This window comes from Nocardioides sp. 1609 (genome assembly GCF_004522105.1).
GTDB lineage: Bacteria > Actinomycetota > Actinomycetes > Propionibacteriales > Nocardioidaceae > Nocardioides.
This window is the reverse complement of record NZ_SPUJ01000007.1, coordinates 165476-188483: the sequence shown is the minus strand read 5'-3', so window position 1 is coordinate 188483 and position 23008 is coordinate 165476. Positions and strand designations below refer to the sequence as shown.

25 protein-coding genes are annotated in these 23008 nt (G+C 73.2%); 16 read left to right on the top strand and 9 right to left on the bottom strand.

Annotated elements, in window-relative coordinates; all coding sequences use genetic code 11:
- Positions 1-12: 12 nt before the first annotated feature.
- Both E4623_RS19510 and E4623_RS19505 read right to left on the bottom strand, forming a co-directional pair.
- The gene (locus tag E4623_RS19510) at positions 13-1320 is read right to left on the bottom strand and encodes an MFS transporter (RefSeq protein ID WP_134768241.1); all 1308 of its coding nucleotides are present in this window, start codon (positions 1318-1320) and stop codon (positions 13-15) included.
- A 28-nt stretch (positions 1321-1348) separates the two neighbouring features.
- Positions 1349-1879, bottom strand: coding sequence for a gamma carbonic anhydrase family protein (locus E4623_RS19505; protein ID WP_134768240.1), 531 nt, complete (start codon positions 1877-1879; stop codon positions 1349-1351).
- Positions 1880-1957: 78 nt separating this feature from the next.
- On the opposite strand from E4623_RS19505, the gene E4623_RS19500 reads away from it, so the two are divergent.
- Together E4623_RS19500 and E4623_RS19495 are read left to right on the top strand one after the other, a co-directional pair.
- Entirely contained in the window at positions 1958-2239 is a 282-nt protein-coding gene (locus E4623_RS19500; RefSeq protein WP_134768239.1) for a DUF4287 domain-containing protein, read from the top strand.
- A gap of 38 nt (positions 2240-2277) precedes the next feature.
- Complete coding sequence (locus E4623_RS19495) at positions 2278-2787, top strand: DUF427 domain-containing protein (RefSeq protein ID WP_134768238.1); 510 nt, start codon at positions 2278-2280, stop codon at positions 2785-2787.
- Between the two features lie 126 nt (positions 2788-2913).
- Here E4623_RS19495 and E4623_RS19490 read toward each other — a convergent pair whose 3' ends face one another.
- Entirely contained in the window at positions 2914-3270 is a 357-nt protein-coding gene (locus E4623_RS19490; RefSeq protein ID WP_134768237.1) for a hypothetical protein, read from the bottom strand.
- Complete coding sequence (locus tag E4623_RS19485; RefSeq protein ID WP_134768236.1) at positions 3270-3854, bottom strand: maleylpyruvate isomerase N-terminal domain-containing protein; 585 nt, start codon at positions 3852-3854, stop codon at positions 3270-3272. Before E4623_RS19485 ends, E4623_RS19490 begins: the two co-directional genes overlap by 1 nt.
- 144 nt (positions 3855-3998) lie before the next feature.
- On the opposite strand from E4623_RS19485, the gene E4623_RS19480 reads away from it, so the two are divergent.
- The 10 genes from E4623_RS19480 (at position 3999) to E4623_RS19435 (ending at position 13527) form a co-directional block, all read left to right on the top strand.
- On the top strand, positions 3999-4358 hold the full coding sequence (locus E4623_RS19480) for a YciI family protein (RefSeq protein WP_134768235.1): 360 nt from the start codon (positions 3999-4001) through the stop codon (positions 4356-4358).
- Between the two features lie 19 nt (positions 4359-4377).
- Positions 4378-5586, top strand: a complete 1209-nt coding sequence (locus E4623_RS19475) for an RNA polymerase sigma factor (protein WP_134768234.1) — start codon at positions 4378-4380, stop codon at positions 5584-5586.
- Between the two features lie 28 nt (positions 5587-5614).
- On the top strand, positions 5615-7564 hold the full coding sequence (locus tag E4623_RS19470) for a M3 family metallopeptidase (protein WP_245155182.1): 1950 nt from the start codon (positions 5615-5617) through the stop codon (positions 7562-7564).
- Positions 7565-7914: 350 nt separating this feature from the next.
- Positions 7915-8547 (top strand): PadR family transcriptional regulator, encoded by a 633-nt coding sequence (locus E4623_RS19465; protein ID WP_134768233.1) that lies wholly within the window; start codon positions 7915-7917, stop codon positions 8545-8547.
- Positions 8544-8951: a DUF1707 domain-containing protein gene (locus tag E4623_RS19460; RefSeq protein WP_134768232.1), complete on the top strand. Its 408-nt coding sequence runs from the start codon at positions 8544-8546 to the stop codon at positions 8949-8951. The genes E4623_RS19465 and E4623_RS19460 overlap by 4 nt, the downstream gene beginning before the upstream one ends.
- Positions 8952-9010: 59 nt before the next feature.
- Positions 9011-10228, top strand: a complete 1218-nt coding sequence (locus E4623_RS19455; RefSeq protein ID WP_134768231.1) for an acyl-CoA dehydrogenase family protein — start codon at positions 9011-9013, stop codon at positions 10226-10228.
- Between the two features lie 50 nt (positions 10229-10278).
- Entirely contained in the window at positions 10279-10917 is a 639-nt protein-coding gene (locus E4623_RS19450; protein WP_134768230.1) for a hypothetical protein, read from the top strand.
- Positions 10918-11063: 146 nt separating this feature from the next.
- The gene (locus tag E4623_RS19445; RefSeq protein ID WP_134768229.1) at positions 11064-12440 is read left to right on the top strand and encodes a hypothetical protein; all 1377 of its coding nucleotides are present in this window, start codon (positions 11064-11066) and stop codon (positions 12438-12440) included.
- A 2-nt stretch (positions 12441-12442) separates the two neighbouring features.
- Positions 12443-12895: a hypothetical protein gene (locus E4623_RS19440; protein WP_134768228.1), complete on the top strand. Its 453-nt coding sequence runs from the start codon at positions 12443-12445 to the stop codon at positions 12893-12895.
- Positions 12892-13527 (top strand): hypothetical protein, encoded by a 636-nt coding sequence (locus E4623_RS19435; RefSeq protein ID WP_134768227.1) that lies wholly within the window; start codon positions 12892-12894, stop codon positions 13525-13527. Before E4623_RS19440 ends, E4623_RS19435 begins: the two co-directional genes overlap by 4 nt.
- A 58-nt stretch (positions 13528-13585) precedes the next feature.
- Here the strand turns inward: E4623_RS19435 and E4623_RS19430 are convergent, their stop codons facing one another.
- Complete coding sequence (locus tag E4623_RS19430) at positions 13586-15079, bottom strand: lysyl oxidase family protein (protein WP_134768226.1); 1494 nt, start codon at positions 15077-15079, stop codon at positions 13586-13588.
- A gap of 161 nt (positions 15080-15240) precedes the next feature.
- Between E4623_RS19430 and E4623_RS22810 the strand changes: the two genes are divergently transcribed.
- Entirely contained in the window at positions 15241-16569 is a 1329-nt protein-coding gene (locus E4623_RS22810) for a hypothetical protein (RefSeq protein WP_167736764.1), read from the top strand.
- Here the strand turns inward: E4623_RS22810 and E4623_RS19420 are convergent.
- The 4 genes from E4623_RS19420 to E4623_RS23395 all read right to left on the bottom strand — a co-directional run bounded on the left by E4623_RS19420 (position 16547) and on the right by E4623_RS23395 (position 19571).
- A complete protein-coding gene (locus E4623_RS19420; protein ID WP_134768225.1) occupies positions 16547-17653 on the bottom strand; it encodes a serine/threonine-protein kinase in 1107 nt (368 codons plus the stop codon). The two genes, E4623_RS22810 and E4623_RS19420, sit on opposite strands and share 23 nt — an antisense overlap.
- Positions 17654-17709: 56 nt before the next feature.
- Entirely contained in the window at positions 17710-18645 is a 936-nt protein-coding gene (locus E4623_RS19415) for a GNAT family N-acetyltransferase (protein WP_245155181.1), read from the bottom strand.
- A gap of 79 nt (positions 18646-18724) precedes the next feature.
- Positions 18725-19291 carry a YceI family protein gene (locus E4623_RS19410; RefSeq protein ID WP_134768224.1) on the bottom strand — a complete coding sequence of 189 codons (567 nt, stop codon included), beginning with the start codon at positions 19289-19291 and terminating at the stop codon, positions 18725-18727.
- Positions 19292-19445: 154 nt separating this feature from the next.
- Positions 19446-19571 carry a hypothetical protein gene (locus E4623_RS23395; protein WP_280633681.1) on the bottom strand — a complete coding sequence of 42 codons (126 nt, stop codon included), beginning with the start codon at positions 19569-19571 and terminating at the stop codon, positions 19446-19448.
- A gap of 371 nt (positions 19572-19942) precedes the next feature.
- On the opposite strand from E4623_RS23395, the gene E4623_RS19405 reads away from it, so the two are divergent.
- The 3 genes from E4623_RS19405 to E4623_RS19395 are packed head-to-tail and all read left to right on the top strand — an operon-like array spanning position 19943 to position 22967.
- Positions 19943-20206 carry a hypothetical protein gene (locus E4623_RS19405; RefSeq protein WP_134768223.1) on the top strand — a complete coding sequence of 88 codons (264 nt, stop codon included), beginning with the start codon at positions 19943-19945 and terminating at the stop codon, positions 20204-20206.
- A gap of 43 nt (positions 20207-20249) precedes the next feature.
- On the top strand, positions 20250-22088 hold the full coding sequence (gene glmS, locus E4623_RS19400; RefSeq protein WP_134768222.1) for a glutamine--fructose-6-phosphate transaminase (isomerizing): 1839 nt from the start codon (positions 20250-20252) through the stop codon (positions 22086-22088).
- Between the two features lie 21 nt (positions 22089-22109).
- Positions 22110-22967: a GIY-YIG nuclease family protein gene (locus E4623_RS19395; protein ID WP_245155180.1), complete on the top strand. Its 858-nt coding sequence runs from the start codon at positions 22110-22112 to the stop codon at positions 22965-22967.
- Positions 22968-23008 lie beyond the last annotated feature (41 nt).

Genomic DNA, 23008 nt, shown 5'->3' with positions numbered 1-23008 from the left:
CTGGAGGGCGGCCTACACCGGTCCGGCTGCCCGGATGATGCGGTAGCGCACGAACGACGGCACCGCGAGCGCGGCGACGACGGTCAGCACCACGACCAGCACGCCGCCACCCGTCGCGGCGACGGCCGTGCCGACACCGGCGGCCGCGGCGCCGTGCGCGACGTCGGCGACCCGAGGGCCGCCGGCGACGACCACGATGAAGATGCCCTGGAGCCGGCCGCGGACCTCGTCGGTGGCGGCGGCCTGAAGCATGGCGGACCGGAAGGCGGAGGAGGCCATGTCGGCGGCCCCGCCGACCACGAGCATCAGCACCGCCACGACGAGGAACGCGTGCCGGACGCCGACGTCGTCCTGGGCGCCGGCGACGCCGACCGCGAGGCCGAACCCGACGATCGCCACCCCCCACACGACGATGCAGACGACGACCGCCCTGCCCTGGCCGCTGACCCGCGAGACCCAGCCGGAGAAGACGCCGCCGATGACGGCGCCGGCCGGGATCGCGGCGAAGAGCAGCGCGAACGCGATGCCGCCCTCCTCGGGACCGCGGAAGGTCTCGTGGGCGATCTCCGGGAACAGCGCGCGCGGCATCCCGAAGACCATCGCGATGATGTCGACCAGGAACGACATCAGCAGCACCGGGTGGCCGCGCAGGTAGGTGAACCCCGCGATGACGGAGCGCAGCCCGGGTGCCTTCGCGACCACCCCCGCACCCCGCTCGACCGTCATCGACGGCAGCCGGACGACGGCGGACAGCGTCGCGAGCAGGGTGACGGTGTCGATCAGGTAGAGCCACTGGAGCCCGAAGACAGGGATCAGCGCGCCGGCGACCAGCGGACCGGCGATGCCGCCGGCCATGAAGACCGTGGAGTTGAGCGCGTTCGCCGCCGGGAGCTGCTCGAGCGGGACGAGGCGCGGGAGCACCGCGCTGCGGGTCGGCTGATTGACCCCGAAGAACGCCTGCTGCACCGCGAACAGGCACAGCAGCACCCAGACGTTGGTGTTGCCGAGCGCCGACTGCACCCAGAACAGCCCGCTGGTCACGATCAGCCCGAGCGTCGTGCAGACCAGGATCGTGCGGCGGTCGAAGACGTCGGCCAGCGCGCCGCCCCAGAGCCCGAACACGACGAGGGGCACCAGGCCGAAGACGCCGGTCAGCCCGACGTACGCCGAGGAGCCGGTGTCGGCGTAGATCTGGGCCGGCACCGCCACGACCGTCAGCTGGGCGCCGACGACGGTGATGATGTTGGCGCGCCACAGCCGCCGGAAGTGGGCGTTCTCGAGGGGGCGGGTGTCGGCGACCAGGCTCCGGAGGCGGCTCACCGGCGGTCGGGGTCGAGCCCGTCGCGGCTCACTCGCCCACCCGCGGTGCTCCCGCGGCGTGCCGCTGGGCGAGCTCGCGGTAGTACGGCGGGTTCATCTCGACCCAGAACTCCGAGGAGGTCCCGGTGATCGGCTTCGTCACCCGGCACGGGATCCCGGCGGCCACCACGCCGGCGGGGATGGCGGTGCCGGGGGTGACGACGGAGCCGGCGGCGACCAGCGTGCCGGCCCCGATGGTGGCGCCGTCGAGGAGCGTGCTGCCGTTGCCGACCAGCGCCTTCGCGCCGACCTCGGCGCAGTGCACGACGCACCCGTGCCCGATGGTGGCGTCGGGGCCGACGGTCAGGGTGGTGTCGGGCTGGGCGTGGAGCACGGAGTTGTCCTGCACGTTCGACCCCTCCCGGATGACGATCGCGCAGATGTCGGCCCGCAGCACGGCGCCGTACCAGATGCTCGCACCCCGCTCCACGGTCACGTCGCCGATCAGGGTGGCGGTCGGCGCGACGAAGGCCTCGGGGTGCACGGTGGGCCGTCTGCCCTCGAACTCGAACAGGTTCACCGGAGCACGCTAGACGATCGATGATTCCTCCCGCGCCGTGGAGTCAGATGTCTCACACCGACCGCAGGAGGAGCACCCATGTCGTTCCAGGCCTACCTCGACGGCGCCGAGAGGAAGACCGGCCGCACCCCGCAGGAGCTCGTCGACCTCGCCCGTGCCCGTGGCTTCGGGGCGGACACGAAAGCAGGCGAGATCCTCGCCTGGCTCGCCGAGGACCTCGGGCTGGGGCGGGGGCACGGGATGGCGCTGGTGCACGTGATCAAGAACGGTCCCGAGATCGACGGCAAGCACGTCGGCACGACGGGCCCGCACCGCGACGGGTCGACCGTGCTGCGCCTCGACGGGATCGCCGCGCGGTAGCCCGGCCCGCGCGACCACCGCGGTGCCAGGCTGGAGGGGTGACCCCGCACCCGCCCCCCTCGAAGCGCGTCAAGCCCGGCCCGGGCCAGGAGTCCTGCTGGGACTACCCGCGCCCACCGGCCCTGGAGGTCTCGACCGAGTCCGTCGAGGTGGTCCTCGGCGGTGTCGTGGTCGCCGCGACCACCCGCTCGTGGCGGGTGCTGGAGACCAGCCACCCACCGACGTACTACCTGCCGCGCACGGCGTTCGCGGACGGCGTCCTGCGCCCGGTCGCCGGGAGCTCGATGTGCGAGTGGAAGGGAGAGGCGTCCTACTTCGACCTCGTCTCCGGGGACGTCGTCGCCCCGCGGGCCGCCTGGACCTACCCGACGCCGACGGCGCGGTTCGCCGACCTGGTGGACGCGGTCGCGGTCATGCCCGGGCAGGTCGACCGGTGCCTCATTGACGGCGAGGTCGTCGAGCCCCAGGACGGCGGCTTCTACGGCGGCTGGATCACCTCGCGCGTCGTCGGTCCGTTCAAGGGTTCGCCCGGCTCCTGGGGGTGGTGACACGACGCAGGGGAGCGCAGCGAGCCCGCGGTCGTGTCGAGACTGACCGGCCCACCGAGGCCATCGCGGGGCCGGCGGCTTCGTCGGCGCTCGCCGGGGTTCGCTGCCCAGCCTCCGGTGGTGGGGTCAGCCGATGCCGGCGACGCCGTCGAGCTCCTGGAGCAGGTCGTGGGCGGCCAGCTCGACCTGCTTGTGCCGCCACTCCGAGGCCCGGTAGACGCAGGCGATGAGGCCGGAGCGGTGCACCCGGCGCAGGTCGCCGTGCACGAACGCGTAGCGCGGCTTGGTGGCGTCGCTCGCGCCCTCGGTGAGTCCGAGGTGCCAGGCGGCGTACTCCTCCCACGAGTGGCGCTCGAGGTAGGCGTTCTCCGCCGCCGCGTCCGGTTGGACGTCGCCCCAGTCGCTGTCGAGGACGTACTGGCGGGCCCGGATCAGCTCGCGTGCCCGGTCCACCCCGGCCTGGTTGACGGCGTAGCTGGCCATCAGGCGGGCACCGGCTGGTCGTCGTCGCGCGGGCCGAAGATGCAGACCGCCTCGATGACGTCGTCGTCGAGGCCCCAGGCGCGCATCTGGTGGCGTGAGCGGCGCGAGAACAGGGCGCGGAACAGCTCGTAGGGGTCGACGGTCCCGACGAGACGCGGCGCGCGAGCCGCAGCCAGCTGGTCGAGGACCGGGACCCAGAGCCGCTCGGGGAGCCTCGCCCTGCCCAGCGCCTCGTGCAGGTCGGCGTGGTGCACGGCGATGTCCCACACGATGGCCGGGCGCGGGTTGTCGACGGTCGACGCCGCGATCGCGTCCTGGTGCTCGCGCATCTCCTCCACGAGGACGGCGACCGGCAGGTGGGCGCGCTCGCCGACGTGCCGGGCGGTCCACTCCGGACCGGGCGCGCCGTCCATCCGCCCGGTGGCCGCGTCGACCGGCCCGCCGGCGAGGTGGGCGACGACGTCGTGCACCGTCCACGCCGGCGTCCCGGGCACGTACACCGCGAGCTCGGCGGCGGTGAGGCTCTCGGCCAACGCGGTGACCGCGGCCACGTGGTCGCGGTAGAGAGTGCCCCAGTCGGTCATGGCTCGACGGTAGTGGGATCGGGTAGAAAAGGCCTCGGAAAAGATCCCGGAGAAATCCGTCCGGGCCTGTCGTGTCCGGCCCCGCCCGTTCGTGGAGAGGGTGTCAGGCGGCCACAGGGGCCGCCGGAGAACGAGGAGAACGACATGTCGCAGTACTTCCTGGCCGTCAACCACGACGAGGCCTCGATCGCCGAGATGGAGACCATGACCGTCGAGGACATGCAGCCGATGTTCGAGGCGGTCGGCGCGTTCAACGAGAAGCTCCGGGCCGAGGGCGCGTGGCTGTTCGCCGGCGGTCTGCAGACCCACGACGCGACCACCGTCGTCGACAACACCGGCGAGGCGCCGGTCGTCACCGACGGCCCGTTCTCGGAGTCCAAGGAGTACCTCGGCGGCTTCTGGATCATCGAGGCCGCCGACCTCGACGCCGCGCTCGACTGGGCCAAGCAGGGGTCGAGGGCGTGCGGCGGCCCGGTCGAGGTCCGGCCCTTCCAGGAGGGCTGAGCCGCCGGTCGACGATCCCGTGGACGTGATCGAGCGGGTCTACCGCGAGGAGTTCGGCCGGGTGGTCGCCTCGCTGGTCCGGCGTTTCGGCGACATCGACGTCGCCGAGGACGCCGCCGGCGAGGCGCTCCTGGTCGCCCTCGAGAGGTGGCCGGTCGACGGCGTCCCGCCGAACCCCGGGGCCTGGCTGACCACGACGGCCGCCCGCAAGGCCATCGACAAGATCCGCCGCGAGTCCCACCGCGACGCCAAGCACCAGGCGGCCCTGATGATCTCCGACGGCACGCCCCACGAGCCGACCGGCGTCGTGGACGACGACCGGTTGCGCCTGGTCTTCACCTGCTGCCACCCGGCCCTCGCCCCCGAGGCGCGGGTCGCGCTCACCCTTCGCCTGCTCGGCGGTCTCACCGTCGGCGAGATCGCCCGGGCCTTCCTCGTGCCCGAGACGACGATGGCCCAGCGGATCACCCGCGCCAAGAAGAAGATCGCCGGCGCCCACATCCCCTACCGGATCCCCGAGCCGGCCGACCTGCCCGAGCGGGTCGCCGCCGTGCTCACGGTGATCTACCTCGTCTTCAACGAGGGCTACCTCTCCACCGCCGGCGGGACGTCGGTGCGCGACGACCTCACGGCCGAGGCGATCCGCCTCGCGCGCACGCTGCGCTCGCTGCTGCCCGACGATCCCGAGGTCACCGGGCTGCTGGCCCTGATGCTGCTGACCGAGGCGCGGCGCGGCTCCCGGATCGCCGGGGGCGAGCTGGTGCCGCTGCACGAGCAGGACCGCGGCGGCTGGTCGCGCCCGCTCATCGAGGAGGGTCACGACCTGGTCCGGGCGTGCCTGGCCCTCGGCCGGCCCGGCCGCTACCAGCTGCTGGCCGCCGTGAACGCCGTCCACACCGACGCGCCGACCGCGGCCGACACCGACTGGTCGCAGGTCGCCGCGCTCTACGCCCACCTGGCCGCGCTCGACCCGGGCCCGGTGGTCGCGCTCAACCGCCTCGTCGCCGTCGCCGAGCTCGACGGCCCCGAGGTGGCGCTGGCCCAGGTCGACCGGCTGGGCGGGCCGTTGCAGGGCTACCACCCGTTCCACGTCACCCGGGCCGAGCTGCTGCGCCGGCTCGGTCGCTCGGCCGAGGCCCGGACCGCCTACGACACCGCGCTCGCCCTGGTCGACAACCCGGCCGAGACGGCCTACCTGCGTCGGCGGCGCGACCAGCTCGCCGGCTGAACGGCCAGGCCCGGCCTACCCTGTCCCGGTGACCGTGGAGAACCTCGTCCCCCTGTCCCTGCCCGCCCGTGACGCCGACGCCGCGGGGTGGCGGGCGTGGGTCCGTGACCGCGCCGACAGCGGGCTGGCCCGTGCCCAGGAGCTCGTCGAGGGACTGCGCACCGCGCCGCCGTCCGCGACGCTCGACGTGCTGCGCCAGTGGGACCGGGCCGGCCTCGAGCTGGGCAACGTCGCGGCGCTCGGTTCGCTGCTCGGCAACGTGCACCCCGACGAGGGGGTGCGGACGACGGCCGAGGAGGCCGAGCAGGACGTCAGCCGGGTCGTCACCGCGCTCGGCCTCGACCGTGGTCTCTTCGAGCTCTTCGACGGGCTCGACGGGGGGCCGGACGCCGGGCTCGACGCCCAGGCCACGCGGCTGCTCGCGAAGGTCCGCCGCGACTTCGCCCGCTCCGGCGTCGACCGCGACGACGCCACCCGCGAGCGCATCTCCGCGATCAACGAGCGGATGACGGAGATCGACCAGGAGTTCGGCAAGGTCATCCGCGACGACGTCCGCACCGTGCGGGTCGCCCCGGAGCGGCTCGCGGGCCTGCCCGCCGACTGGCTCGAGGCGCACCCGGCCGACGACGACGGTCTGGTCACCGTCACCACCGACTACCCCGACGCGGTGCCGACCCGGATGTTCTGCCACGACGCCGGCGTCCGCGCCGACATGCTCGATGCGTTCCTCAACCGCGGGTGGCCGGCCACCGAGCCGCTGCTGCGCGAGCTCTTCGACCTGCGCCACGAGCTCGCCGGGCTCGTCGGGTTCGCCGACTGGGCGGCGTACGACGCGGAGGTGAAGATGATCGGCGAGGGCGGGGCCATCCCGGCGTTCATCGACAAGATCGCCGCGCTCGCCCAGGAGCCGATGGAGCGCGACCTCGCCGTCGTCCTGGAGCGCTACCGCCGGGACCACCCCGACGCCGAGCAGGTGCCGGCCACCGACGCGGCCTACTACGAGGAGCTGGTCCGCAAGGAGCAGCTGCAGGTCGACTCGCAGCGGGTGCGCACCTACTTCGCCTTCCCGAAGGTCCGCGAGGGCCTCCTGGCGGTGACCGGACGGCTCTTCGGGCTCCGCTACGACGAGGTGCCCGGCGCGTCGGTGTGGCACGACGACGTGACCGTCTACGACGTCGCGGACGCCGAGACCGGCGCCGCGCTCGGCCGGATCTACCTCGACCTGCACCCGCGCGAGGGCAAGTACAAGCACGCCGCGCAGTTCACCCTCACCGACGGCGTCGCCGGGCAGCAGCTCCCCGAGGGCGTGCTGGTCTGCAACTTCTCCCGCGGCCTGATGGAGCACGACCACGTCGTCACGCTCTTCCACGAGTTCGGCCACCTGGTGCACCACGTGCTCGGCGGTCACGTCGACTGGGCGCGCTTCGCCGGCGTCGCGACCGAGTGGGACTTCGTCGAGGCGCCCAGCCAGATGCTCGAGGAGTGGGCCTGGGACGCCGACATCCTGCGCAGCTTCGCCACCGACGAGTCCGGCGAGCCGATCCCGGCCGAGCTCGTCGCGGCGATGCGCCGCAGCGACGACTTCGGCAAGGGCTACCTCGCGCGGGTGCAGATGTTCTACGCCTCGATGTCGTACTGGTTCCACGTCGAGCGCCCCGGCGACCTGACCGCACGGATGGTCGAGCTCCAGGGCCGGTTCTCCCCGTGGCCGTACCGCGAGGGCACCCACATGTTCGCCTCGTTCGGGCACCTCGGCGGCTACAGCTCGGCGTACTACACCTACATGTGGTCGCTGGTGATCGCCAAGGACCTCTTCAGCGCCTTCGACGCCGACGACCTCTTCGCCCCCGACGTCGCCCGCCGCTACCGCGACCGGGTGCTCGCGCCTGGCGGCACGAGGGACGCCGCCGACCTGGTCGCCGACTTCCTCGGCCGGCCCTACACCTTCGACTCCTACGCGGAGTGGCTCGCGCGGTAGCGCGGCGCGGCCGGTCGGGGTTTCCCCGGTCGACCGGGGAAGTCTGAACTTGTCGGGCGATATCTCGGCCTCCCAGTTCAGGGATCCCCGGTCGACCGGGGAAATCCCGGTTGCGTCGGCGCTCGGCCCGGCGTACAGTCACGATATATCGCGAACTAGCACAGAAGCATCGCGATACCACCGACTTGAGAGGGGGTCCCGTGATGGGACACCAACGACGCAACCGACAGTGGGCCGCAGGGCTCGACGACACCAGCTCCCCGTGGCAGCAGCACCGGGGACCAGGACGACGCGGCCCCGGCTGGGGCGGCGGACCGTTCGGAGGGCCGGGCGGCCACGGCGGTGGCCCGATGGGCGGTCCGCCGCCCTGGATGGCCGGCCTGTTCGGCATGGGCCAGCCCGAGCGGGGCCGCGGTGGACCGCGGGTCCGGCGCGGCGACGTCCGCACGGCGATCCTCGACGTGCTGGCCACGGCCGCTCGCGAGGACCGGCCGATCAACGGCTACCAGGTGATCCAGCAGATCGCCGAGCGCAGTGACGGTGGCTGGCGGGTCAGCCCCGGGTCGGTCTACCCGACGATCCAGCAGCTCCAGGACGAGGGTCTCGTCGAGGCCGACGACGAGCGGGGTCGGCGCACCATCCGGCTCAGCGCGGCCGGCCTGGCCCACGCCGAGGAGAACGCCGAGGAGCTCGCGGCCGTGTGGGCCCCCTTCGACCGCTCCGCCGCCAAGGACGAGGCGCGCGACGGCGAGCAGGTCGACCTGAAGTCCGAGATCGGGCAGGTCATGGGCGCCGTCTGGCAGCTCGTGACCAACGGGTCGGAGACCCAGCGACGTGCCGCCGTCCAGATCCTGGCCGACACCCGCCGTGCGCTGTACGGCGTCCTGGCCGACGGCCCGGACGCCGAGGAGCCGCCGGCCGACCTCGAGCCCGGCACCGAGCCCGACCTCGAGCCCGGCACCGGCGAGGGCCGCGAGTCATGAACGACGGGTTGCGCATCGGCGACACGGAGCGCGACCGGGCGGCAGCCGACCTGAGCGAGCACGTGGCGCTGGGTCGGCTGAGCGTCGACGAGCACGCCGAGAGGCTCGATGCCGTGTGGTCGGCGCGCACCGGGGCCGACCTGGAGGCGGTCTTCCACGACCTGCCGAGCTCGACCCCGGCCCGACGGGTCCCCGGGGGATCCGCGAGCGGACGGCGTCCGGACCCCGGCCCGTGGGGCCCCGGCCGGTTCCGGGCCCCGGGCGGCCCCGGAGGCCGGGCGCCGTTCGTGCCGATCCTGATCCTGCTCGTCGTGCTGTCGGTGGTGACCCAGCTGCCGTTCTGGATCGGGATCGTCCTCCTCGGGTGCGGGCTGCTCGCCCACCGCGCCCACCGCGGGGCCTGACCGACCGGCGACACACCACGGCCCGTCCGCGGACGTGGTGTCGCGGGTACCGTGGCCGCGTGTCCACCCCCTCGTTCGAGCCCACGCCCGACCACCTCGAGCTGAAGAGCTGGCTCCACACCTTCGCCGCCGACGTCATCCGACCTGCCGCGGCGGAGTGGGACGAGCGCGAGGAGTTCCCCTGGCCCGTCGTCGAGGCCGCGGCCCAGGCCGGCATCTACTCGCTCGACTTCTTCGCCACGCAGGGCTTCGACCCGACCGGCCTGGGCATCCCGATCTCGATGGAGGAGCTCTTCTGGGGCGACGCCGGCATCGGGCTGGCGATCGCCGGCACCGCGCTGGCCGCCGCCGGCGTCAGCAGCAACGGCACGCCCGAGCAGGTCGGCGAGTGGGTGCCGCAGATGTTCGGGTCGCCCGGCGACCTCAAGCTCGGTGCCTTCTGCTCCTCCGAGCCGGACGCCGGCAGCGACGTCGGCGCGATGCGCACCCGGGCGCGCCACGACGAGGCCACCGGCGAGTGGGTCCTCAACGGCACCAAGACCTGGGCCACGAACGGCGGCCTGGCCGACGTCCACGTCGTCACCGCCGTCGTCGACCCCGACCTCCGCACCCGCGGCCAGGCGAGCTTCGTGGTCCCGCCGGGCACGAAGGGGCTCAGCCAGGGCCAGAAGTTCCACAAGCACGGCATCCGCGCCAGCCACACCGCCGAGGTGGTCCTGGAGGACGTCCGCGTGCCCGGTCGCTGCCTGCTCGGCGGCAAGGAGAAGCTGGACGCCCGCCTCGCCCGGGCCCGCGAGGGCGGCGGCGCGCGGCGCGGGAACGCCAGCATGGCCACCTTCGAGCGCACCCGCCCGGCGGTCGGCGCGCAGGCGATCGGGATCGCGCGGGCGGCCTACGAGGTCGCCCTCGACTACGCCCGGACCCGCGAGCAGTTCGGCAAGGCGATCATCGAGAACCAGGCCATCGCGTTCGCGCTGGCCGACATGAAGACCGGCATCGACGCGAGCCGGCTGCTGGTGTGGCGGGCCGCGTGGATGGCCAGCCAGGGCCGGGCGTTCGACTCCGCCGAGGGGTCGATGTCCAAGCTGTTCGCCGGCGAGACCGCCGTGCGGGTCACCGAGAAGGCCATGCAGATCCTCGGCGGCAACGGCTTCACGCGCGAGTACCCGGTCGAGCGCTGGGCCCGCGACGCCAAGATCTACACGATCTTCGAGGGCACCTCCGAGATCCAGCGCCTCGTCATCGCACGCACGATCTCCGGGGCACCGATCCGCTGAGCCGACCCGGCGGGGCTTCGCGGCCGGCGCTCCTGGGTAGCGTGGCCGACGTGCTCCCCCTCGTCTCGGCCCGTCCCGCCCGACCGTCGCGTCGGCTCCCCGCCCTCGCTGCCGCCGCCGTGCTCGTCGTGCTGACCGCCGGGTGCTCCGACGACGACTCCCCGTCCGAGGACCCGACCTCGGCGAGTCCCGTGGACGCCTCGACGTCGCCGACCCCCGAGGAGACGATCAGCTCCGATGCTCCGGAGGACCCGCCGGAGGTCGACCCGGCGGCCTTCTGCTCCACGATCAGCGACGACGAGCTGGCCGAGATCACCGGGCGGGCGCAGACGGTCTCCGACGGCACCGGGTCGGGCTACCTCACCTCGTGCAACAGCGTGCACGACGTCGACGACGGACTCGGGATCGACTGGACCCGTCTCGGGGCCCCCGTCACGCTGCAGGACCAGCTCGAGGGCGCGCTCACCGTGCTCGACCCGGTCGAGGAGGACGTCGCCGGCTCCACCGACGCCGAGGTCTACGCCGGCAAGATCGCCGGGACCCCGATCGCGCGGGTGGTCACGTCGTACGACGGCGCCGTGCTGGTGGTCGAGGCCACCGACAACGCCGCCGCGCTCGGGACCGACCCGGTGCCCCGTGACGAGCTGGTCGCGGCGGCCGTCGGGGTGGCCGAGGCCTACCTCGACTGACTCCCCGCCGACCGGTCGGCCCGAGTGGCCGGGTTTGCGCGCTCGGGGGGTCGGGTAGCCGGAGTGGGTAGCCGGTTGCTCCCACGCCGGCCCTCCACCACGGTGCCGGTCGTTCTCGGTCGGCGCCCCGAGCGAGGACGTGATCCATGGGTGAGCTCGAGGTCAACTTCGAGAACCTGAACAAGATGTTCGCTGCGATGAACGAGGTCGGGGACCAGGCCTGGCACGTCAGCAGCTACTTCAGCAAGCACGTCTGCGACGCTTCGGGCTTCGGCAACGAGGCCTGCTGCCTGCACATCATCGGCGACCAGCTCAAGCACATCGACGGCTGGTTCGACGACATGCGCCTGAAGTTCGGCGACAAGTGGTCCGACCTCCAGGGCGCGATCGCGTGGTCCGCGCAGGAGATCGACCGCGCCGACGGCGACATCAACGAGGCGTTCACCTACTACCGAGGCGCCTACGGCGGACCGCACTCGCCGCCGACCCCGCCGGAGGGCTACCTGGAGAACTACCACCTCGACGACGTCGAGTCGCTGCTGGTCGACCCCGAGGAGGGCGGCGCGGAGCTGAACCACAACAACAAGTTCGACGCGGCCGCCGACGCCTGGGACACCGGTCGCGACACGATCAACTGGGGCATCGGGCTCCTCCAGGGTCTCGGCGCCGACATCGACAAGCTCGACGAGGCCAGCCTGCGCGACTACATCGTGTTCCCACTCTCCGGCGACTACGGCGCCATCCGCACCAACGCCAACGCGTGCGGCGTGGTGAACACCGCGATGAGCACGTGGGGCGACTGCTTCTTCCAGCTCGGGGTGAAGACGCCGCAGGCGCTGACCGGCCAGGCGTCCTACGGGCTGATCGCCCAGCTCGGCACCTACGACATCGTGATGAAGGCGGTCGGGGCCGGGGTCAGCGGGGGCGCGGCGGTCTTCAACTCGATCGCCAACATGTCCGAGAAGATCGCCGTCGAGGTCGAGGACGTCCTGGTGATCCTCGGCGAGAAGATCCTCAAGCTGGCCAGCAAGGTCACCAGCCGGTTCGTCCCCGGCCTGGGGTGGGCGCTCCTGGCGCTGGACATCCTGCGGGACGGCTTCGGCGTCGTGCAGGACATCATCGACGACGTCCAGACGGTCCGGACCATCATCACCGAGTGCCAGGGACTCGTCGACGAGGTCACCAGCTGGGCGGAGGTCCAGGCGGGCCGGCTCGACAAGTTCCAGGACATCGTCGACACCGTGACCGGACTGCCCGGCGTCACGGCCGGCGTCCCCGGGCTGAACGGCGTCGTCGCCCTGAGCGAGCAGGCCGAGGCCGCCCTCGACGACGTCGTCACCATCGGGGAGGACACCTCCGAGGAGCTGGGCGGGCTCGAGGAGTCGCTCAACGACCTCGACAACATCGACATCCCCGACGAGGCCCAGGAGGCGCCCGACGACGACGAGGAGATGCTGATGGCTCCAGGACCGTTGGACGGCACCTACGACAACCCCTCCACGTCGACGGCGCCGGTGGTGTGACGATGGCCGAGGAGGACCAGACACCGCCCGGCATCTTCGTGCTGGGTGAGGACGCCGCGGCGGAGGAGCCCGACACCGGCGCCCTGCTCGACGAGGTGGTGGTGGCCGACGCCGACACGCGGCTGCTCGCCGTCCTCGACCGGGTGCGCGGCACCGTCGCCCGGATCCGCGCCGACGACGCGGCCGAGGTCGCCGCCGCCGGTGGTCTCGACCCCGCGCTGGTCGTCCTGCTGGTCGAGGAGTCCGGCGCCGAGGACGCCTCGTTCGAGATCCGGTCGATCCGGGACCGCGTCGACCGGGGCACCCTGACGTGGGAGACGTTCTGGGCCCGCCCGCAGGCGGATCCTGGCGGCCTCGAGCTGGCGGCCCGCGTGCAGCGCCGGCAGGCCGAGGCCCTGGTCGCGGCCCGGGTCGCCTTCGACGAGGCCGAGGCCGAGGCCGCGGAGCGTCCGTGACCCGTCACCGGGTGCGCTTCCGGGGCCGGATCGCCGGCGTCGGGACGACGAGCGGGACGCGCATCGTGGTCGGTCGCTGGGACGACAGCCCGCTCGGCTCCTTCGCCGACGCCATGGTCGAGCGCCCCGACGGACACCGAATCCTCCTCGCCCCCGGCCCCGACGTCGCCCGCTTCGTGGCGGCGACCTACGAGTTCGACGAGATCCGGGTCGAGCCGTTCACCGCGATCGCCGACCCGTACGCCTGGCGGGTGCGGTCGGAGTCGCTGACCCTCGACCTCGGCTTCGGCTCCCGGACCCTCCTGGGAAACCTGCTCCAGGTGGTCCCGGCGCGGGTCGCGGAGGCGCCGTGGTGGTGCACGGCCACCGACGGCGTCGCGAAGGTGGTGCTCGACGGCGTCCGCACGCGCGGCGAGACCGGTGATCGGCGCGAGTGGTACGGCGCGAGCGACAACCGTCGCCTGGTGCGCGTCTCCGGCACCCTCGACGGCGTCGACCTCGGGGGCCTCGCCCCGGTGACCCCGCCCCCGCGGTTCGGCTTCTCCTCCACCCCCGTGCGGCCCTCGGTGACCGACGTCGTCACCACGATCGAGCTGGACCGCTCCGTCCGGCTCGTCGGCCCCGGAGGTTGAGCGGGCGAGCGCCGGTGAGCCCCTCGGCGCTCGCCGGCGCTCGCTCAGCCCCCGGACGTCACCACTGCTCGGTGGGCTCCTCGATCATCCCGACCTGCGGGACCTTCACGGTGCGGGCACCGGGCTTGCCGCCGATGACCACCTTGCGCAGCGAGGTGTTGTCGTCCTTCGAGGACTCGACGAGCCGGCCGCGCGGGTTGGCGATGGTGGCGATGTAGTAGGTGCCGTTGGGCAGGCCCTTGAGGTTGAACGACTGGCCGGCACGGAACTGCGCGTAGGTGTCGCCCCAGCCGGCGGCCAGGACCTGGCGCAGCGACAGCGAGTCGGTGTAGCCGCAGTCGGTCGCGAGGTCGGTGTTCTCGGGGTTCCAGTCGGCGTCCGGGACGGTCAGGTCGACGGCGTCGGTGTTGGCCAGGCAGAACGCCTCCTTGCGGGAGTTGACCGCCGTCGTCTGGTCGGCGCGCAGCAGCGTGTAGCGGGCGAAGTCGCGGAAGTGCCAGTGCTGGTGCGTCTCCTTGGTGTCGAACTCGAACGAGCCGACGGGCTGGTAGCCGGTCTGCTCGCCCTCGGCGTCGAAGAAGTACTGGTAGGCCTCCATCCGCCCGCTGTCGGCGGGGTCGACGAAGCCGTCCACGACCAGCGGGCTGTCGCCGGCGTTCCACACGGTGGCGGCGAAGCGCAGGTAGTCGCCGTTGTCGCTCACCGAGATGCCCCAGGCCGGCAGCGAGCGCAGGTTCGGCCGCGGGCCGTCGACCTCGTCGAGGAGCCGACCGCTCGGCCCGTCGGTGCCGGCCGGGCGCAGGCCCGGACCGCCGGCGCCGCGGTGCTCGTGCTCGTCGTGGTCGTGCTCCTTCTTGACCACGACCCGCACCGTGCGCCGGGCGTCGGCGGCGCTGATGCCGAGCGCGTCGCGCCAGGGCGCCCGGACCGAGGTGGTCACGGTGTAGCGGCCCCTCGGCAGCCGGATGCCGGCACCGGAGTACTCGAGCACCGGGTTGGACCAGCCGGCCTGGATGCCCTGGACGCCGCCGAGGCTGTAGGGGTTGGAGAAGCAGTAGGCCGGGTACGGCGAGCGCGCCGGCGCGTCGGGACGGACCCGCTGCCCGTCGCTGTTGAGGCAGGCGTCCTTCGTGCGGAACATCACCTGCTTGCCGGTGCGGGCGTCGACGACCTTGACGGCCAGGAAGTCGTCGAGGCCGTTGAACGACGACGCGGCGCCGGCGGGCAGCGCGACGTCACCGGACGACGTCCGCACCACCGTCGTGATCGGCTGGGCGTAGGAGGCGCGGTTCGACCACAGCTCGATCGGCTCGGACCCGGCCACCAGCCGGACCGGCAGGTCGACCCGCGCGAGCTCGCGCTTGCCGTAGATCGCTCCCTCGACGCGCGCGGGGGCCCAGAGCGACGGGCTGACCGAGGGCTCGGCGGCGGCCCGCGCCGGGGCGGCCTGACCGGCCGAGGGCGCGGCCCCTCCGGTCAGGCCGACGACCGCGGCGAGGGGGCTGATCACGGCCACGGAGGTGAGGGCGGCCAGACGGCGGTGTCGGAGCACAGGCTTCTTCTCTCTGCTGGGGTGGGTCTGCTGGTCGAGAGGAAGACGCGCCGGAGCCCCGATCGGTTGCCGCGACGGCGAGCTTTCCGCGGCCGGTGACGCCCGGGAGCGCGGTGGCGGCGCGGTGCGTCGACGGGTCGGGGCTTGGGTAGGGTCACCGCGTGATGGCGAGGGCGGTGGCGGCGACGATCGCGTCGGTCCCGGTGCTGGCCCTGCTGCTGGCGGCGGTCCCGGCCGCCGCCGACGTCGATCTCGGCGGCTCACCGGTGGAGGGCACCGCGAACCCCGCCGACCCGACCCGCCTCACGGCCGGGCTGTGGGCCGACACGCTGACCGGCCCGGGCGCGAGCCCGGCCAACACCCTGCGGTTCTCCTACCAGCGCACGATGGAGTACTCCACCGTCCTGATCGGGGTCGTCGGCGTCTCGGCGGAGGGCGCCGGCGACGCCCTGGGCATCACCGTGACCGCGGCGCCGGACGGCACCTCGTGCGACTCCGACGAGACGTCCTACCCGGCGCCGGGCACCGCGTTCGGGGTCTCCGTGGCCGTCGGTCCCGACGACGTCGACGACCGCGACTCCGTCTGCGGGCGGGCGGCGACCCTCGACATCGCCGTCGACCGCGGCTCGTCCGAGCTCACCTCCGACCTCCCGGTGGCGATCCGGGTCGTCGAGGAGGCGCCATCGGTCAGCGCCGTCCCCGACCTCCTCGAGCCTGCGGACGCGCCGCGCGTCGCGCTCCCGACACCCGGCCCGCCGACGCGGTTGGCCGGCGTCCCGTCGTTCGACGAGGCCCCCGAGATCGAGACCGGCACGTACGCCGACGACGTCCCCCAGGGCGCGCAGCGCCTCTACCGGGTGCGGCTCGGCTGGGGCCAGGCACTCGCGGCCCGCGTCGACGTGCCCGGGCGGACCAGCGTCGAGGGCAGCTACCCGACGGTGGGCCTGACCGTCTACGACCCGGTGCGCAACCCGGTCGAGTCCGCGGTCGAGGAGACCCTGGGCGAGGGCACCTACGACGAGGACGGCGTCCAGCTCTTCGAGGGGACGCCGCGCGTGGCCTACCTGAACCGGTTCGCCGGCCAGGCCGCGACCGTGCCGGGCGACTACTGGGTCGCGGTGTCGGTCTCCCCGGCAGACCCGGACGCCGAGGAGCCCGCCGTCGACGTGCCGGTGGAGCTGAGCGTCGAGGTCATCGGCGATGCCGCCGGCGCGCCGGCGTTTCCCAAGGTGGCGCCGGGCCCCAGCGGCTCGGACGTACCCGCCGGCTACGGCCTCGCCACGCCGTACCTCGTCGGCGACGGCGTGTTCTCCGCCGACGTCTCCGGCACGCCGCGGAGCGCCGAGGGGTCGGACGACGCGGCCGCCGGCGACGACGGCTCCCGGCGCACGGCGGGCCTGGCGGTGGGCGGCGCGAGCCTGCTGTGCTGCGCCGCGGGTGTCGTCCTGCTGGCGCGACGGCGCCGGGTCAGCCGAGCAGCAGCCAGGTAGCCACGACGAGGCCGACGAGGCCGACCAGCACCAGCACGACGCCGGGCACCGCCGAGGGGCGGACCGGGCCGGCCGGCTGCAGGCCGGCCCCGAACGCCACGGTGGGCTCGCGTCCGAGCACCGCGGTGCCGCCGCTGTCCCGGTACGTCGGCGGGCCGGACGGCGCCGGGCCGACCGTCGGGGCGGCCGTCGGGGCGGCCAGGCCCCGGGTGGGCGGCAGGCCGGTGGTCGCGGGCCCGAACCGGTCGGGCACCACGACGTCCTCCCCGGGGGACGGCGGCAGCGCGAGCAGCCCGGTCGCGGCGAGGTCGGCGCGCATGGTCGAGGCGTCGAGCGGCCGGAGCGCGGGGTCGGCCCGGGTGGCGCCGGCGATCAGCGCGAGGAGCCGGTCGCGGGCGACGTCGCCGGAGGGCTCGGGGTCCGGGGCCGGTGCGCCTGACGGGCCGTCGGCGGCCACGGGGCGCTCACCGGTGAGCATCTCGAGGGCCACCCGACCCACGGCGTACAGGTCGGCGCGCGGGTCGGGGTCGGCGCCGTGCCACTGCTCGGGCGGCATGTAGCCCGGCGTGCCGATCGCCACCGAGGCCCGGGTCATCCGGGGCTCGTCGACGGGGGCCGCGATGCCGAAGTCGGTGAGCCTCAGGTGCGGGCCCGACGCGCCGGGGGCCGGGAACGGGTCGAGCAGCAGGTTGCCGGGCTTGACGTCGCGGTGGACGATCCCGGCGCCGTGCACGGCCTCGAGGGCCTGCAGCAGCTGGTCGGTCAGCAGCGCCACCCAGCGCACCGGCAGGGCGCCGCGCTCGCGCAGCAGGTCGGCGACCGACCCGCCGTGCACCAGCGGCATCGTGAAGAGCACCCGGTCGTCGACCCCGGCCCACGACATCGGCGTCACGACGTGGGTGTGGTCGATCCGCATGGACTGCTCGCGCACGAACCGCAGCAACGACGCGGCGTCCGACTGGCGCAGGATCTTGGCCGCCTTCACCCGCCCGTCGGTGCGGTCGAGCACGCGCCAGATCGTGCCCATGCCGCCGTTCGCGACCGGGTCGAGCAGCTCGTAGCGCCCCGCGAAGACCTCACCCATGCGGTCGAGCGTAGTCACGGCGTGCGCCGCCTCGTCGCCGTCTCCGCGGCGCACCGTCAACGACCCAGGTCGAGCACCCGGTTCACCCAGGTCGACTCGACGACCATGCCGACCTTCTCGTAGAGGCCGCGCGCCCCGGCGCGGGTGTCGGTCGACAGCCGGGACGCCGCGGCCCCGTGCTCGCGGGCGGCGGCGAAGGCGTCCGCCAGGAGCGCCGTGGCGAGCCCGAGGCCCCGCCGGTCGGACCGGACGGCGAGCTTGTGGACGTAGCCGTCGCCGTCGGTGATCGTGGTGAAGGACGCGCCGACCACCTCACTCCCGCCACCACTCGCAGCCCGGCCGCCGGCACACACGACGCGGAGGTTCCAGGGCTCGAAGCCGGGTCGCCCCCACATCGCGGAGCCGAACTCGTCGAACGTCCGGCGCTCGCGCTCGGACCACTCGAGGAAGGCGTCCTCGAACAGCGTCCAGCACGCCTCGTGGTCGGCGTCGGTCGCGGGGCGGAGCAGGTAGCCGTCGGGGAGCGGCCGCGCCGCGACCTCGGCGCCGGTGGGGAGCTCGAGGTCCCACGCGGTGAAGTTGGTCTGGTAGCCGCGGGCCGCGAGCAACCGGTCGGCGGGGGAGCCGGAGAGCACCTGCCCGGACAGCGTCGGGTGGCCGGCGGCGCGGGCGGCGTCCTCGGTCCACCGCGCGACCCAGCGGCCGATGCCCCGCCCCTGGTGCCCGGGGTGGACCGCGGCGAAGGCGTGGTCGTCGTCCAGCTCGCCGTAGGCGACCAGGACGCCGTCGCGCTCGACACCGGTCGTGGACGCCGGGAGGTCGCGGTCGGGGCGCTGCCACTCCCCGACGACGTCGTCGAGGGAGACCGTCGACCGACCGAGGTCACGCTCCTCCTCCGCCGCGATCAGCGCCTGCACGGCGGCGGCGTCGTCCAAGGTGAGGTGGCGCGAGGTCAGCCCGGCGGGGAGCGGAGGGTCGATCGGTGCGGTCACCGGTGCATTCGACCAAAAGAGCGCGAGGGGCGCGACCGCAATCGCGGTCGCGCCCCTCGGTGCCGGAGGGCGGGCGGGCTCAGGCCTGCTTGATGGCCGAGATGTCGAACTCGAGCTTGATCTTCTCCGAGACCAGGACGCCGCCGGTCTCGAGGGCGGCGTTGAAGTTGAGGCCCCAGTCGCTGCGCTTGACGGTGACCTCGCCCTCGAAGCCCACACGGGTGTTGCCGAACGGGTCCTGCGAGGAGCCGACCTCGTCGAAGTCGATGGCGACCGAGTGGGTGGTGCCCTTGATGGTGAGGTCGCCGGTGATGGTCCAGGTGGCGCCGTCGCGCACCACGTCGGTGGAGGAGAACGTGATCTGCGGGTTCTCCTCGGCGCCGAAGAAGTCGTTGCTCTGGAGGTGGCCGTCGCGGTCGGGGCTGCCGGTGGAGACGCTGGCGGCGGTGATGGTCAGGTCGACCTTGGACGCGGCGGGGTTCTCGGCGTCGACGTGCGCGGTGCCGCTGAACTCGTGGAACTGGCCGCGGACCTTGGTGACCATGGCGTGGCGGGCGACGAAGCCCAGCCGCGAGTGGGAGGGGTCGATGGCGTAGTCGCCGGTGATCGACTCGAGGATCGTGGTGCTGGCGTCGAACTCGCTCATGGGAATCTCCTGCTGAAAGGGTGTGGTTGAACAGTCAATCACTCGTAACGGACCGTGGTCCGGTTATGTTCCCGATCGCAGAAAAATGACGACCGGCAGTCGCGGCCCCGGCGGGGGCGGCGACTGCCGGTGTGCTGTGTGGGTGGTGGGACGCTCAGGCCGCGTGGGCGGCGGAGACGGTGGTCGGGTCGATCCACACCGCTTCCATCCGCGTGCGTCCGCGCTCGTCGGTCACCGGGATCCAGCGCATCTCGAGCTGGCACGTTCGACTGTCGTTCATGGGACACCTCCTGTTCACCTTCTGTTCACCCAAGGTACCCGACCTCCACCTGTGGGGGCAACTCACCCCTTGGAGTGGTCTTCGTCCCCCACCTGAGTGGGTGACGGGCCGGTCGGATCGACATCGACGCTCCACCGCCCCGGCGGACCGAGGGGATCGCGGGGGGTCCCAGCATCCTCGGCGTGCACACGGACCCCACCCACCTCGGACGCCCCAGCGCACCGGGGGGTCGGCCCGAGCCGGCCGTCGGGGGAGCGCGCGGCGGGGTTCGCGACTCGTTGCGCAGGCGAACCCGGACGATCGAGGCCGAACGTGCCCGAAATCGGGCAGGAAGTTGCACCGACGCGCGTTCCAGGCGCAGGATCGCAGACGTGCCCGTCGATCCCACGCTCGTGGCCCACGTCGCCGCCACCGCCGGGCTCAGCGCCACCGAGGCGGCCCGGGTGATCGAGGACGTCCTCGCCTTCCACGCCGAACCGGTGGAGGCCTACGTCGTGCGCCGGCACGCCGAGCTCAAGACCTTCGGCGCCAGGAACCCCGAGATCTTCACCCGGATCGCCGGCGAGCTGGGCGACCGCGTCGTCGCGGCGCCCCGGCTGACCGAGCGGCAGCTGCGCCGCCTGGTCTACGGCTAGCCGGGACCCGGCACCCGACCAACCCCACCAGAGAGGCACCACCATGTGCGGCATCGTCGGCTACATCGGCACCCAGCAAGCGGCCCCGCTGCTGCTCGAGGGACTCACCCGTCTCGAGCACCGCGGCTACGACTCGGCGGGCGTCGCCGTGATCGGCAGCGGCACCACCGGTGCGCTCCGGATCGCGAAGAAGGCCGGTCGGGTCCGTGGCCTGCAGGCCGACCTGCCCAAGCGGTTCGCCGGCAAGGTGGGCATCGGCCACACCCGCTGGGCCACCCACGGTCCCGCGAACGACGTCAACGCCCACCCGCACACGAACGCCGCTCACAATGTCGCCGTGGTCCACAACGGGATCATCGACAACGCCGCCGCGCTGCGGCACCGGCTCGTCGACGAGGGCGTCGAGCTCGCCTCCGACACCGACACCGAGGTGCTCGCGCACCTGGTGGGCCTGTCGACGGCCGACACGCTCGAGCGCCGGGTCAGCGAGGCGCTCGCGCTCGTCGAGGGCACCTACGGCCTCGCCGTCGTGCACGCCGACTTCCCCGACCGGATCGTGGTGGCCCGCAACGGGAGCCCGCTGATCATCGGCGTGGGGGAGAAGGAGATGCACGTCGCCTCCGACCTGGCTGCGCTGGTCCGCTACACCACCACCGTCGCCCACCTCGAGGACGGCGAGATCGCGACGCTCACGGCGACCGGGTTCACGACGTACCGCACGGACCTCAGCCACACCTCGCGACCCGCGACCACCCTCGACCTCGACCTGACGGCCTACGACCCGGTCGGCGACGGCGCCGAGGGCGGTCACATGTACCGCGAGATGCTCGACCAGCCCGCCGCGGCCGAGCGGGTGCTGCGCGGACGTCTCGACGAGCGGTTCGGCACCGCGCACCTCGGGGGGCTCAACATGGACGCCCGCGAGACCCGCGCGATCCGCCGCGTGAAGATCCTGGGCTGCGGCTCGGCCTACTACGTCGGGCAGATGGGCGCCTCGCTCGTCGAGGAGCTCGCCCGGATCCCCGCGGACGCCGAGGCGGCCAGCGAGTTCCGCTACCGCGACCCGGTGATCGAGCCCGACACGCTGTACGTCGCCGTCAGCCAGTCCGGCGAGACGATCGACACCCTGCTCGCGGTCGAGGAGATCCGGCGCAAGGGCGGCCGGGTCATCGGCCTGGTCAACGTCGTCGGCAGCGCGATCGCGCGGGCGTGCGACGGCGGCATCTACCTGCACGCAGGACCGGAGGTCGCGGTCGCCTCGACCAAGGCGCTGACCACGATGTTCCTCGGGTTCTCCCTACTGGCCCTCCAGCTCGGTCGCACCCGCGACCTGTCGATCGCCGACGGCAAGCGGCTGATCGCGGGTCTCCAGGCCCTCCCGGCGCAGATCGAGGAGGTGCTGAAGAGCGAGGACGAGCTGGCGCTCGTCGCAACCCGGTTGGCCGAGGCGGAGTCCCTGTTCTTCATCGGCCGGGTGCGCGGGTTCCCGGTGGCCCGTGAGGGGGCGCAGAAGTTCAAGGAGATCACCTACCGCCACGCCGAGGCCTACCAGACCTCCGAGCTCAAGCACGGCCCGCTCGCCCTGATCTCCCCGGTCGTGCCGACCGTGGCGATCGTCCCGGACGACGAGCTCACCGACCGCAACGTCGCCGCCCTGCACGAGGTCTCCGCCCGCGGCGGCCCCCTCGTCGTCGTCACGCACCCCGACGTCGACCTCGGCGACGTCCGGTGCGAGCGGATCGACGTCCCGAGGTCGGAGCGCGAGCTCGACCCGATCCTGATGACGATCCCGCTCCAGCTGCTGGCGTTCCACGCCGCGACCACCCTGGGCCTCGACGTGGACAAGCCGCGCAACCTGGCGAAGTCGGTCACCGTCGAGTAGCCGCGAGGCTAGGTTCGGCAGGTGATCAGCCCCCCGTCGCCGGCCGGCGACCTGACCCTCGGACACCTCCTTGCCGCCGCGGGGCTCGACGACGTGGACGACGCGATCGCGCTCCGGCACACCATCCGGCCGAAGGACCCTGCCTCGTTGCGGGATCTCTCGCCCGAGAGCGTCCTGGCCTACACGAGGGTCCAGACCGTGAGGACGAACATCCTCCCGGCGACGCCCCCGCCGCTCTGGTTGGTCTTTGCCGCGGACGGCCAGCGCGGCAGCAGGGCGCGCCTGCACTCCGTCTACGCCAACCACGGCGAGCTGCACGACCAGCGCACGGACGAGCTCCGTACCTACGACCTGCGGCCCTCGCCCGTGCTGAGGTCGCTGGCCGGTCGCCTGCTCGTGGACTGGGGTGCCGGCGCCATCGGCTGGGCCAAGCGCGGACCGAGGGCGGCCACGCTCCCCGTCGTCGAGATCGCCGACCCGTCGATCGTCGCCTTCCCAGGCTATGGCGGTGTCCTGGTCACCTTCGACGAGCTGCGCCAGGTCACGAGCGACCCCTCCTACGCGTTGTGGCGATCGGCGCTGAGCTCCGTGCAGGGCGTCTACGCCATCTCCGATGCCCGCACCGGTCAGCTCTACGTCGGCAAGGCCGACGGCGGCGAGAGGATCCTGGGCAGGTGGGCGACGTACGCCGACGACGGACACGGCGGCAACGTCGCGCTGAGGGAGCTGGGCATCAAGGACCCCTCGCACAAGCACCACTTCGTCTTCAGCATCTTGCGGGTCTTCGACCCGAACGCCCCGACCGCCGAGGTCAACGCCGCCGAGTCGCACTTCAAGCAGGCCCTCCTCACGCGACAGTTCGGGCTCAACCGGAACTGACCGTCGGCCACACCACCGTGGCAGCGCCGGTTTCAGGTGCC